This window comes from Nonomuraea sp. NEAU-A123 (assembly GCF_018603905.1).
GTDB lineage: Bacteria > Actinomycetota > Actinomycetes > Streptosporangiales > Streptosporangiaceae > Nonomuraea.
Genome location: NZ_JAHFZZ010000020.1, coordinates 74,233 through 86,898 on the forward strand (window position 1 = coordinate 74,233; position 12,666 = coordinate 86,898).

Annotated in this window: 11 protein-coding genes and 1 pseudogene; 7 read left to right on the forward strand and 5 right to left on the reverse strand. The window is 69.9% G+C overall.

The annotated features are described in order from the left end of the window. Positions 1–43 precede the first annotated feature (43 nt). Positions 44–1,759: an ABC transporter ATP-binding protein gene (locus KLK06_RS43670; protein ID WP_308168712.1), complete on the reverse strand. Its 1,716-nt coding sequence runs from the start codon at positions 1,757–1,759 to the stop codon at positions 44–46. Positions 1,760–1,979: 220 nt separating this feature from the next. On the opposite strand from KLK06_RS43670, the gene KLK06_RS43675 reads away from it, so the two are divergent. The 7 genes and pseudogenes from KLK06_RS43675 to KLK06_RS60615 all read left to right on the forward strand — a co-directional run. Next, entirely contained in the window at positions 1,980–3,356 is a 1,377-nt protein-coding gene (locus KLK06_RS43675) for a DUF4331 domain-containing protein (protein WP_214641615.1), read from the forward strand. A gap of 162 nt (positions 3,357–3,518) precedes the next feature. Continuing rightward, positions 3,519–4,736 carry a tetratricopeptide repeat protein gene (locus KLK06_RS43680; RefSeq protein ID WP_214641616.1) on the forward strand — a complete coding sequence of 406 codons (1,218 nt, stop codon included), beginning with the start codon at positions 3,519–3,521 and terminating at the stop codon, positions 4,734–4,736. Further along, the gene (locus KLK06_RS43685; RefSeq protein WP_214641617.1) at positions 4,733–6,211 is read left to right on the forward strand and encodes a nickel/cobalt transporter; all 1,479 of its coding nucleotides are present in this window, start codon (positions 4,733–4,735) and stop codon (positions 6,209–6,211) included. The genes KLK06_RS43680 and KLK06_RS43685 overlap by 4 nt, the downstream gene beginning before the upstream one ends. Positions 6,212–6,521: 310 nt before the next feature. Continuing rightward, on the forward strand, positions 6,522–6,731 hold the full coding sequence (locus KLK06_RS43690; RefSeq protein ID WP_214641618.1) for a hypothetical protein: 210 nt from the start codon (positions 6,522–6,524) through the stop codon (positions 6,729–6,731). Positions 6,732–7,249: 518 nt separating this feature from the next. Continuing rightward, the gene (locus KLK06_RS43695) at positions 7,250–7,582 is read left to right on the forward strand and encodes a hypothetical protein (protein WP_214641619.1); all 333 of its coding nucleotides are present in this window, start codon (positions 7,250–7,252) and stop codon (positions 7,580–7,582) included. Positions 7,583–7,743: 161 nt separating this feature from the next. Continuing rightward, entirely contained in the window at positions 7,744–8,013 is a 270-nt protein-coding gene (locus KLK06_RS43700) for a hypothetical protein (RefSeq protein WP_214641620.1), read from the forward strand. Then, positions 8,013–8,138, forward strand: a pseudogene (locus KLK06_RS60615) (lantibiotic dehydratase); the annotation flags it as partial. The gene KLK06_RS43700 and the pseudogene KLK06_RS60615, both read left to right, overlap by 1 nt. A 291-nt stretch (positions 8,139–8,429) precedes the next feature. On the opposite strand, the gene KLK06_RS43710 reads toward KLK06_RS60615, so the two are convergent. Genes KLK06_RS43710 through KLK06_RS43725 form a run of 4 tightly spaced genes read right to left on the reverse strand, consistent with a single transcriptional unit; the run spans position 8,430 to position 12,648 of the window. Further along, positions 8,430–9,119 (reverse strand): gamma-glutamyl-gamma-aminobutyrate hydrolase family protein, encoded by a 690-nt coding sequence (locus tag KLK06_RS43710; protein WP_214641621.1) that lies wholly within the window; start codon positions 9,117–9,119, stop codon positions 8,430–8,432. A gap of 36 nt (positions 9,120–9,155) precedes the next feature. Continuing rightward, positions 9,156–9,920: a 3-oxoacyl-ACP reductase gene (locus tag KLK06_RS43715; protein ID WP_214641622.1), complete on the reverse strand. Its 765-nt coding sequence runs from the start codon at positions 9,918–9,920 to the stop codon at positions 9,156–9,158. A 2-nt stretch (positions 9,921–9,922) separates the two neighbouring features. Then, a complete protein-coding gene (locus KLK06_RS43720; protein ID WP_214641723.1) occupies positions 9,923–11,266 on the reverse strand; it encodes an aldehyde dehydrogenase family protein in 1,344 nt (447 codons plus the stop codon). A gap of 5 nt (positions 11,267–11,271) precedes the next feature. Further along, complete coding sequence (locus KLK06_RS43725) at positions 11,272–12,648, reverse strand: glutamine synthetase family protein (RefSeq protein ID WP_214641623.1); 1,377 nt, start codon at positions 12,646–12,648, stop codon at positions 11,272–11,274. Positions 12,649–12,666 lie beyond the last annotated feature (18 nt).

A 12,666-nucleotide genomic window follows, 5' to 3' on the forward strand; every position in this document is an offset into this window, starting at 1 on the left:
GACCTCCTGAATGAACATATTCACCTATGTCACTCGCAGAGTACTAGCTCACCAGGAACTGGGTCGCGGCCAGTTCGCGATACAGGTCGTCCTGGCCCACCAACTCGTCATGGGTGCCGACCGCGCGCACCCCACCCGCCTCCATGACCACGATGCGGTCCGCGTTGGTCACCGTGGACAGCCGGTGCGCGATGACCAGCACGGTCGTCTCGGCGGCCACCTCGGCGATGACCTCGCGCAGCCGGAGCTCGTTGACCGCGTCGAGCTGCGAGGTCGCCTCGTCCAGCAGGAGCAGCCTGGGCTTGCGCAGCAGCGCCCTGGCGATCGCCACCCGCTGCCGCTCGCCGCCCGACAGCAGCACGCCCCGGTGCCCGACGGCCGTGTCGAGCCCCTCGGGCAGCCTGGACACCAGGTCGTCGAGGCGGGTACGGACGATCGCCCGCCGCAACTCCTCCTCGGTGGCGTCCTGGGCGGCGAAGAGCAGGTTCTCCTTGAGCGTGCCCGCCAGCACGGGCGCGTCCTGCTCGACGTAGCCGAGCGTGGCCCGCAACTCGGCCAGCGGCCAGTCGCGGATGTCGCGGCCGTCGACCGTGATCCTGCCGTCCTGGTGCTCGTAGAACCGTTCCAGCAGGGCGAACACCGTCGACTTGCCCGCCCCCGACGGCCCCACGAGCGCGGTCAGCCCGCCGGGCGGCACCTCGAAGCTGACCCCGTCGTGCACGGTCGGCCGGTCGTCCCCGTAGCGGAACACCACGTCCTCGAACCGCACACCCACCGGGTCCCCCACGCCGAGCGCCGTCGCGACCGGGGCGCCGACGGGCTCGGCGGGCAGGTCCTCGATCTCCTTGATCCGCTTCATCGCCGCCAGGCCCTGCTGGAGCTGCACCAGGCCCTCGACGATCTGCCCGATAGGCGCCACCAGGTAGAACAGGTACAGCAGGAACGCGATCAGCGACGAGACCTCCAGCGCGCCGGAGGCGACCCGCGACCCGCCGACGGCCAGCACGCACAGGAAGGCGATCTGCACCGCCATCCAGGTCGCCACCCCGGCCAGCGAGGTCCACCCGGCCACCTGGAGTCCCCGGTCGCGAGCGCGCTCGGCGGCGGCGCCGACGACCGCGATCTCGCGCTCCTCCGCGCCGCTGGCCTTGACCGTCCGGTACGCCTGGAGCGCCCGGTCGAGCACGGCGCCCATCTCGCCGACGGCCTCCTGGGCCTGCTTCTGCGCCCGCTGGATCCTGGGCATCACCAGCCCGGTCAGCCCGCCGATCACCACCACCACGAGCAGCGTGACCAGCAACAGCACGCCGTCCATGGTCGCCATCATGATGATCGCGCCGACCAGCATGAACACCGCGCCGATCGAGTTCACGATCCCGTTGGTCAGTACGGCCCGCAGCAGCGTCGTGTCACCGGTCACCCGCGACAGCAGGTCGCCGGGCTTGAGCCGGTCCACGTCGGCGACCTTGAGCCGGAACATCCGATCGACGAGCCGGCGTCTGGCACCCAGCACGACGCCCTCACCGGTGCGTTCCATCAAGTACGTACCCAGCGCCGAGACCACCGCCCCGACCAGCACCGCCACGGTCAGCCCGAGTAACGGCCCGGCCATCGACGTGTTCTGGCCGAAGGCGTCCACCACGTACTTGGCCAGCAACGGCATCGCCAGACCCGCCGCCGAGCCGACCAGGCCCAGCAACCCACCGAGGATCAAGATCCTTCTGTGCGGGCGTATGTAGGCGAGCAGCTCTCTGATCACCACGTTCTCCTCTCGCGATATATCCCGACATCCCCAACGAACGGCGGATCACATTCCGCACCCGTCAACCTAAATTGACGACCAAAGTATGTCAACTTTGATTGACCTCTCATTCTCTGGAAGGAGAGACACATCCATTCGCGGAGCGGCGACGAATAGGCCGTCGAGGAACCCGGCCGGAACCTCTCGATAACGATCAGCCCTCTCGAAAGGACCGAACATGGAGCTCCGGATCAACCGGCGCGCTCTAGTCGGACTGGGCGTCGCGGTGGCGTTGACCGCCTCCTCGTTCGCCCTGCTTCGTACCGACTCCGGCACCGCTTCCTCGCACCGCGAGGCACCGATGATCGCGGGGGACCCGCGTAACGACAACACCGACGTGTACGCGTTCGTCAGCCCCGACAAGGCGGACACGGTGACGTTGCTGTCCAACTGGATCCCGTTCCAGGAACCTCAGGGCGGCCCGAACTTCTACACGTTCGACACCAAGTCCCGCTACAACATCAAGATCGACAACGATGGCGACGCCCAGCCCGACATCGTGTACCAGTGGACGTTCCGCGATGAGGACCGGCGCGGCAACGACACCTTCCTGTACAACAACGGGCCCGTCACCTCGCTGAACGACGAGAACCTGCTCTTCCGCCAGCGCTACACGCTCAAGCGGCTCACCGAGCACGGCAGCAGGACGCTCGTCTCGAACGGCATCGTCGCGCCGAGCAACGTCGGCCCCGCCTCGATGCCCGACTACGGCACGCTGCGCGCCCAGTCTCTGAAGGGCCTCCCGCACGGCGGCAAGGCCTACGCCGGCCAGTCCGACGAGGCGTTCTTCCTGGACCTGCGCGTCTTCGACCTGCTCTACGGCGGCAACCTGTCCGAGGTCGGCCAGGACACCACCAAGGGCTACAACGTGAGCACCCTGGCCGTCCAGGTGCCGGCCAGCGACCTGGCGCTCAAGGGCGACGCCAAGCGCAACCCGGTGATCGGTGTCTGGTCCACCACGGACAAGTGGAGCCCGAACGGCTACGCCCAGGTCTCGCGCCTGGGCAACCCGCTGGTCAACGAGGTCGTCATGCCCGCCGGTCTGAAGGACGCGTTCAACTCGCTGCCCCCGGTCAAGGACGCCGGCATCCCGGAAGTGGTCAAGCGGGTCACCGACCCTGAGGTGGCCAGGCTGCTGGAGGGCATCTACGGCATCAAGGCGCCCGCGACCCCGCGCGGCGACCTGGTCGAGATCTTCCTGACCGGCATCGCCAAGGGCAACGGGCCGATCAAGGCCGACCTGAACTCGCAGACCCTCAACAAGGACGCCGGCAAGCTGCGGCCCTCCGAGATGCTGCGGCTCAACATGGCGGTCCCGCCGTCCAAGGACCCCAACCGTCTCGGCGTGCTGGCCGGTGACCTGCAGGGCTTCCCGAACGGCCGCCGCCTGTCCGACGACGTCGTGGACATCGCGCTGCAGGCCGTGGCCGGTGCCGCGCTGTCCGGCAAGCTCGTCCCGGGCCTGACGGACAAGGTCGACCAGAACGACAAGCCCTTCTTCCAGTCGTTCCCGTACATCCCGCTGCCCAGCAACGTGGCTGTGAACAAGCGGTGAGCCCCGACCGGCCGCCTCCTCTCCGGGCGGCCGGTCCTTCCCCGCGGCGGGCCCGTCTCCCAAACTCCCGCCGCGACCCCGGCCGGCTGGCCGTGCCCCCCGTCAGGGCCAGCCGGCCACCTACCCGTCTCCGCCGACCCTTTCCGATCTCCGGAGCCTTGGATGCGATCCCTCGCCCTAGCCGGTGGCCTCGTCGTGGCCGGCGCGCTGGCCATCACGGCCTACGCCGTCTACGCCCCGCCAGAGCCGGCCACCGTGACCACGCGGAACGTGACCTTCACCGAGACGCTGCAGTCCCGCCTGAAGCGCCTGCCCGGCGACTATCGCGGCTGGGCCCAGCTCGGCATGGAGTACGTCGACCAGGCCAGGGTCACCGGCGACCCGTCGTACTACACCAAGGCCGAAGGCGCCCTGGCCACCGCGGCGCGCCTGACGGCCCGCCTGAACCACACCGACGACACGGTGCTGACCGGCCAGGCGGCGCTCGCCGCCGGCCGCCACGAGTTCTCCGACGCGGTACGGCTGGCGCGGCAGGCCATCGGCGCCAACCCCTACAGCGCGGCGGCGCACGGCGTGCTGGCCGACGCCAAGACGCAGCTCGGCGACCTGAGCGGCGCCTCGAAGGCCGTGGACAGGATGATGGGGCTGCGGCCCGGCGTGGCGGCGTTCGCCCGCGCCTCCTACGCGGCCGAGCTCCGCGGCGACCGGACGGGGGCCCGCAAGTTCCTGGAGTACGCCCAGAACGACGCCTACGCCCCGGCGGACATCGCCTACACCCGCTACTACCTGGGCGAGCTGGCCCTGCACTCGGGCGACCTCGCCGCGGCCGGCGGCTGGTACGCCAAGGCGCTCCAGGCCTACCCCGCCTACACCCCGGCGGTCGCCGGACAGGCCAGGGTCGCCGCGCTCAGCGGGCGGACGGCCGAGGCCCTCGACCTCTACCAACGGGTGGTCGAGCGGCTGCCGCTGTCGCAGTACCTCATCGAGCAGGGCGAGACCCGGATCAAGGCGGGGCTGAAGCCCGACTGGACCCTGCTTACGGCCCAGCGGAAGCTGCTGCGGGCCGCCGGCGTGCGGGACGACCTCACCTGGGCCGAGTTCGAGGCCGACCACGGCGACCCGGCGACGGCCGTACGGCATGCCAGGGCCGAGTACGCGCGCAACCCCAACCTCGTCGCCGCCGACGCCCTCGGCTGGGCCCTGTTCAAGGCGGGCAAGCCGAGCGAGGCGCTGCCGTACGCGAAGAAGGCCACCTCCACCGGCTGGCGCAACCCGCTGCTCGCCTACCACCGCGCCCGGATCGAGCGCGCGCTCGGCAAGCCCGCGCGCGTGGCCCCGGGCTTCGATCCGTCCCTGTCCGCACTGGCGAGGTTCTCATGAGAGTGCTCCGGCTCGGCCTGCTCGTGGGCCTGCTGTTGTCGATGGGCATGTCGGTCCTGTTCACGGCCACGGCGCGGGCGGAGACGGTGGCCAGGCATCCGCTCGGCAACTTCACCGTCAACCACTACAACGGACTACGCCTGCGACCCGACCGGGTGGAGAACAAGGCGGTCGTGGACGCCGCCGAGCTGCCGACGCTCCAGGCCAAACCGGGCGTGAACGCCTCGTACGCGGCCAGGACCTGCGCCACACTGGCCGCCGCCCAGCGGCTCACCATCCGTGGCACGGCGGTGCCGTGGCGGGTGTCGGGTTCGGAGTTCGCGTACGCGCCCGGACAGGGCGGGCTGCAGACCAGCCGCCTGACCTGCCGGCTCGTCGCCGAGGCCCCCGTGTCGGGCGCGGTGTCCTTCACCGACGCGTTCGAGCAGGACCGGATCGGCTGGCGGGAGATCACCGCCGTCGGTGACGGAGTACGGCTGACCCAGTCGTCCGTGCCGTCGGCCAGTGTGAGCGACGAGCTGCGCAAGTACCCGGAGGACCTGCTGACCAACCCGCTCGACCAGCGTACCGCCACCATCACGGTCGGCGGCGCGGCCTCCGCCCTGTCCGGTGGCGGTTCCCCCGGCTCGGGCGGGACGCCTTCCGGGCTCGGCACGATCAGCGTCGGCGGGCCGATCGGGGACGCGCTGGCGGCGCTGGACCGGACGTTCACCGGCCTGGTCGGCGCCGACTCGCTCACGGTGCCGCTCGGGCTGCTGGCCGTGGGCCTGGCGATGCTGCTCGGGGCCGGGCACGCGCTGATCCCCGGGCACGGCAAGACGATCATGGCCGCGTACCTGGCCGGGCGGCGCGGGCGGCCGCGTGACGCCCTGGTCGTGGGGGCCACGGTGACGGCCACGCACACGGTCGGGGTACTGGTGGTGGGGCTGCTGCTGAGCGCGTTCACCGCGCTGGCCGGGGAGTCGGTGCTGGGGTGGCTGGGGGTGGCCAGCGGCGTGCTGATCGCCTTCATCGGCCTGCGCCTGCTCCTGTCCACCCGCCGCGACGCCGGGCACGGTCATGGACACGGCCACGGGCACGGGCATGGGCATGGGCACGGTCATGGCCACGGGCATGGGCATGGGCATGGGCACGGGGACGGGGACGAACGCTCGACGCGGGCCGGTCTGCTCGGGATGGGGGTGGCGGGCGGGCTGGTGCCGAGCCCGTCGGCGCTCATCGTGCTGCTGGGGGCGATCGCGCTGGGCCGTACCTGGTTCGGGGTGGCGCTGGTCACCGCGTACGGCATCGGCATGGCGGCGACCCTCACCGTCACGGGCCTGCTGCTGGTCAAGCTCGTCGACCGCCTCGAACGCCGCGCCTCACTGGGCCGTGGCCTGGCCGCCCGGCTGTCCACCCTGGCACCGCTGGGCACGGCCGGCATGGTGATGCTCCTGGGCGCGGGCCTGGCCCTCCGCTCGGCGATCGCCCTCTAGGTCCTAGCCGCCCTCTTGGCCAAGATCATCGATAGCTCTCAGGGACTCTCATGATCCCCTCGGAGGCGACGACCACCGGGCTGCCGTGTCGCCCGCTTGCAGCGAGTCCACACGGTGAGCAAGCTCCCTACGAGAGAACTCTTTCGCCGATGCTGTGCGGACGTACGGGCTGAGGCCGCTGAGCTCGCGGATAGCGATCAAAAGATCCAGGCCAGGCCACTCGCGGATGTCCCAGCCGTACGCATCCGCGAACTCGTCGAGTTGCCCGGCCGAGACGCGACCGAACCGCCTATGCACGTAGTGGATCTGCATGAGATCCCACTCGCGCAAGTTCCGAGCGTTCCCGGCGTACGACATGGCCGTCAACACCTCGGTCGTGGGCGGCAGCCTCCTTGAGCTGTGGCGCAATGTTCTCGCCGTCGATCAGGAGCTGCTGCTGGCGGTGGCTGCGGCCATCTCGGCGCACCCGCCCACGGTCGTCCACATTCCCCCCGGCTTCTTTCAGGAGATGGCCGGGTGAACAAGCGAGACGTGGCCCAGCACGCTGCCCACCGCAAGGTCCGGCAGCAACTCCCCACGTCCCGGCGCGACCGGCCGGAGGGGCGAACCCCTCCCCGGTCGTGCGCTCCGGCGCGGGCCGACCATCCGGCTCCATTCACTCGGACCCGCGCCGACTCGTCTCGCGGCCCACGTACGGGGACACGCCCGGCCGTGGGCCGCGAGATCCACCTCTCGGTCGTCCTCTTCCCCACTGCGCGAGCCTGGCCGCTTCGCCGTGGTTGGGCGGCCGGGCCGGGGAAGACGGACACCTGGATGTGCACTCGTCCGTCTTCCCCGGGCCGCCAGGGGGCGTACAACGCCCCGGCTCCCCACGCGAAGGCCATGTCATGGACGCCGGTATCGCACTCGCCTTCCTCATCCACAACATCTGGCAGGAGGGCCGGCGACCGCCGCTCGCCGGCGACGACGCTGACAACCCTCCTGTTACCGCTCTCCCCACGGCACCAGGCAGTCAGACCCGCGTGGAGAGAGCAGACGATGACCAGAGCCCGACAAGCGCACACGGTTGAGCCGGAGCAGAACGAGCAGGATGAACCCCCGTTCAGGTGGGTGCCGTACAGGACGGTCGGCAGCCAGCTACGCGTCTCACACACCTCGTGCTGCGGCCTGTGGGAGTGGGCGTCCGAGGGCGGCCAGTTCTTCGTGCTGCGCCGCACCGGCGACTGCTATGAGGAGACCGGCCGCGGCCTCTACCGCCAGGCCCTCGACATCTACATCGCTCTCGCCGAAGCGCACCACGCCGAGCACCTGCGCCACGGGGAGACGCCGGAGCCCGACACCTTCCTGAAGGGACGGGGACAGCGTGGCTAAGCCCGGAGAGGCCCGCCAGCAAGCACGATCGACCAGCTGCCCAGTACCACCGAGAAGAGGGGATCCGTCCTGTGACCACCGGCAATGACATCCAGGACGTCACAGCGCTTCGCAGCGCCATGATCGAGAAGATCACAGCCCGGCACCAAGCGCTGGGCTAGGTGCTGCTGGCTGAGGTCGAGCGGGCGCTGCGGACGGTGCCTCGTCACCTGTTCACGGGCGATGTCGATCTGCAAGCCGCCTACGAGGACACCGCGGTCGTCACCAAGCTCAACGAGCGCGGCGCCTCCATGAGCTCGGTGTCGGCGCCCTGGCTGCAGGCGGTGATGCTGGGCCAAGCCGACCTCAAGCCCGGCGACCGGGTTCTGGAATGTGTGATCACGCGAGCGCCTTCCGGCCGCGTCAGGTTCATCGCGCGGCCGAAGCACTGATGCGTTATCTCCTGCGGTGGACGAGCCGGGCCACACCGTTCGGCCTGTTCGCCGGAATCGCTCCCGTCACCCTGGCTTCCACCGCCTCGGTCGCGTTCGGTGACCGGCATACCGCCGTACACCGGCCGGATTCCACGTGGCTCGCCGAGACGATCACCGCGCTGGAAGACGATCCGGCTCGCCGAACTCCAGCAGGGCCGGACCACCCAATCCGGACCGCTGCGCCCCTCCTGGTGCTACGGAACCCCCGGCCTGGCCCGCGCCCAGCAACTGGCAGCCCTCGCCACCGGCGACACCGCCCGCCAGACCACCACAGAATGCGCCCTGATCGGACAGCGGCCACGACCCGACCAGCGGACAAGTACACCCAGGACGAGTCCCCCAGTCGCCTACGTCAAGGCTCTCAGCGAGAGGGCTCAGCAGGCGGCGATCAGTGCCTCGAACAGCGCGCAGTCCTTCGCCGCCTCCGGATGCCACTGCACGGCCACGGTGAACGTCCGGGAGTCCAGCTCCACCGCCTCGATCGTGCCGTCATCGGCCACGGCGGCCACGGTCAGCCCGGGAGCGAGCCGGTCGACGGCCTGGTGGTGGTAGTGCGGCACGTCTTCCGGCGCGGCGCCGAGCGCCTTGGCGACGCGGGTGCCCGCCACGGGCCGTATGGGTAGCTGGCCGAACTGGCCGGGGGCGGGGGAGTGGCCGGTGTGTCCAACGACGTCGGGCAGATGCTGGTGCAACGTCCCGCCGAGCGCGACGTTGAGCACCTGCATCCCACGACATATGCCGAGATAGGGCATGTCGGCCTCAAGGGCGGTCTCTATCACCGCAAACTCCGCCTCATCACGAAATTTCCGGATATAGCCGGTCCGCTGATCCGCCTCCTGCCCGTACCGGTCGGGCGAGACGTCACCCCCACCGGCCAGGATCAGGCCGTCCAGCCGTCCCACCAGCTCGGCGGGCTCCCCGGCGGGCGGCAGGATCACCGGCTGCCCACCGGCCCGGACCACCTGCTCCACGTACATGTACGGCAGCAGGGCGACCGGCATGTCCCACACGGTGAACCGGGCAGGCTCGACATAGGACGTGATCCCGATGACAGGCCGCTTCACGACATCCCTTCCGCGTGCTCGCCGTACAAGAGAATTCTAAAGAGGGGTGACGTACGCGCTCGAAATACCCCCATCGACGAGAAACTCCGAGCCGGTGATGAACGAGGCGTCGTCGCTGGCCAGGAACGCCACCGCCGCCGCGATCTCGGACGCCTCGGCGAAGCGGCCCACCGGCACGTGCACCAGGCGCCGCGCCGCCCGCTCGGGATCCTTCGCGAACAGCTCCCGCAGCAGCGGCGTGTTGACCGGTCCCGGGCACAGCGCGTTCACCCGGATCCCCTCACGCGCGAACTGGACGCCGAGCTCACGCGACATCGCCAGCACCCCGCCTTTCGAGGCCGTGTAGGAGATCTGCGAGGTCGCCGAGCCCATCACCGCCACGAACGACGCGGTGTTGATGATCGAGCCCTTGCCCTGCCGCCGCATGTACGGGATCGCGTGCTTGCAGCAGAGGTAGACGCTGGTCAGGTTCACCTCCTGCACCCGCCGCCACGCGTCGATGCCGGTCTCCAGGATCGAGTCGTCGTCGGGCGGCGAGATGCCCGCGTTGTTGAAGGCGATGTCGACGGAGCCATAGGTGTCGAACGCCGTCTGGAACATCCGGACGACGTCCTCCTCGCTGGTCACGTCGACCTTGACGAAGAGCCCGCCCACCTCGGAGGCGGCCTTGGTGCCCGCCTCCTCGTCGACGTCGGCGCAGACTACCTTGGCGCCTTCCTCGGCGAACCGGCGCGCGGTGGCCAGGCCGATCCCGCCGGCCGCGCCGGTGATCACGGCGACGCGGTTGTGCAAACGCTGCATGTTCACTCCGTTGAGATGAAGACGTTCTTGGTCTCGGTGAACGCCGCGAGGGCGTCCGGGCCCAGCTCCCGGCCGAGGCCGGACTCCTTGAAGCCGCCGAACGGCGTCCAGTGGCGGACCGACGAGTGCGAGTTCACCGACAGCGCGCCCGCCTCCACGGCCCGCGCGACACGCAGCGCCCGGCCGACGTCGCGGGTCCAGATGGAGCCGCTCAGGCCGTAGCGCGTGTCGTTGGCGATGCGTACCGCCTCCGCCTCGTCCGCGAACGGCACCACCGACACCACCGGCCCGAAGATCTCCTCGGTGAACGCCCGGTCGCTGACCGCCGACGTCAGGACCGTGGCCGGGAACCAGAACCCCTTGCCCTGCGGGCAGTCACCCTGGAGGTACGGCGGGCCGTCGATGAAGCCGCGCACCCGGTCCAGATGTTCGGCGCTGATCAGCGGGCCCATCTCGGTGCTCTCGTCGAGCGGGTCGCCGACTTTGACGTTCCGCACGGCCGGCACCAGCCGCTCCAGGAACTCGTCGTAGACCTCGGCCTGCACCAGGATCCGCGACCGGGCACAGCAGTCCTGGCCGGAGTTATCGAAGACGGCATACGGCGCGGTTTTCGCCGCTTTTTCGAGATCAGAGTCCGCAAATACGATATTTGCGTTCTTGCCGCCTAGTTCGAGGGTGATGCGCTTGACCTGGGCCGCCGCCTTGGCGGCGATCTGCTTGCCCACCTCGGTCGAGCCGGTGAACACGATCTTGGCCACCCCCGGATGCTCGACCAGGCGGGCCCCCGCCACCTCCCCTGCTCCAGGCAGCACCTGGAGCACCCCCTCGGGGAGGCCCGCGGCGAGGGCCAGTTCGGCCAGCCTCAGCGCGGTCAGCGGGGTCCATTCGGCGGGCTTGACGATCACCGTGTTGCCCGCGGCCAGCGCCGGGGCGACGCCCCAGCTCATGATGAGCATCGGGAAGTTCCACGGCACGATCACGCCCACCACGCCCAGCGGCTCCTGGAACGTGATGTCCACGCCGCCGGGCACCGGGATCTGCTTGCCGTGGTTGCGTTCGGGCGCGGCGGCGTAGAAGTGCAGCACGTCGCGTACCGCGCCCGCCTCCCAGCGGGCGTTGCCGATCGGATGGCCGGAGTTCGTGAGCTCCAGCAGGGCCAGCTCCTCGCGGTGCTCGTCCACCAGGTCGGCGAAGCGGCGCAGCAGCCGCGCCCGGTCGCCGGGCGCCACGTCGCGCCAGCTCTCATAGGCCCGCCTGGCACGCTCCACGGCCCGGTCCACCTCGGCCGCGTCGGCCAGTTCCACGTCGGCGAGGACTTCCTCCGTCGCCGGATTGATGATCAGCATCTTGCTCACATCCGCTCGAAACCCCGGAACAGCTCCCAGTCCGTGACCGCCGCGTCGAAGGCGGCCAGCTCGACCCGGGCGTTGTTCGCATAGTGCGCCACCACGTCGTCTCCGAACGTCTCGCGCGCCAGCTTCGACCCCTCGAACAGCGCCAGCGCGTCCCGCAGCGTGTGCGGCACGGTCTCGGCGCCGGACTCGTAGGCGTTGCCCTCGAACGCGTCCTCCAGGGACAGCTCCTCGTCGATGCCGTGCAGCCCGGCCGCGATCAGCGCCGAGACCGCGAGGTAGGGGTTCACGTCGCCGCCCGGCACCCGGTTCTCTATCCGCAGCGACTGCCCGTGGCCGACGAGCCGGAGCGAGCAGGTGCGGTTGTCCACGCCCCACTTGACGGCCGTGGGGGCGAAGCTGCCGGGGACGTAGCGCTTGTAGGAGTTGATGTTGGGGGCGTAGAAGAGGGTGAGCTCACGCATGTGGGCCAGTTGCCCGGCGATGAAGCGGGCGCCGAGCTCGGAGAGCCCGTACGGGCCGTCGCCCGCCATGACCGAGTCGCCGTCCACGCTCCACAGCGAGATGTGAATGTGGCAGGAGTTGCCCTCGCGCGCGTTCGGCTTGGCCATGAAGGTGATCGACTTGCCCTCCTGAGCCGCGATCTCCTTGGCGCCGTTCTTGTAGATGGAATGGTTGTCGCAGGTCTTCAGCGCCTCGTCGTAGCGGAAGGCGATCTCGTGCTGGCCCAGGTTGCACTCGCCCTTGGCGGACTCGACGTACAGCCCAGCTCCCTCCATGTCCCGCCTTATCCGGCGAAGGAGGGGTTCGATGCGGGCCGTACCGAGGAGGGAGTAATCGACGTTGTAGAGGTTCGCGGGGGTCATGTCGCGGTAGCCGCGCTTCCACGCGTCCTCGTAGCTGTCCTCGTACACCACGAACTCCAGCTCGGTGCCCACGAAGGCGGCCATGCCGCGGTCGGCGAGCCGGGTGAGCTGCCTGCGCAGGATCTGCCGCGGCGAGGCGGTCACGTCCTCGTCGTTCTCCCAGGCCAGGTCCGCCATGAGCATGACGGTCCCCTCCTGCCACGGGACCCACCGCAATGTGGAAAAATCGGGCTTCATCACGAAATCGCCGTAGCCGCGGTCCCACGAGGACATCGCGTAGCCGCCGACCGTGTTCATGTCGACGTCCACGGCGAGCAGGTAGTTGCAGCCCTCGGAGCCGTGCCCGAGCACCTCGTTCAGGAAATAGCGCGCCGACAGGCGCTTGCCCTGCAACCGGCCCTGCATGTCGGCGATCGCGAGCAGCACGGTGTCGACCCGCCCGGCGGCCACCTCGTCACGCAGCTCGTCGACGGACAGGGGTCCGGGTTCTGGAAGACCTCGCTCGCTCACGGAAGTTCGCTCCGTTTC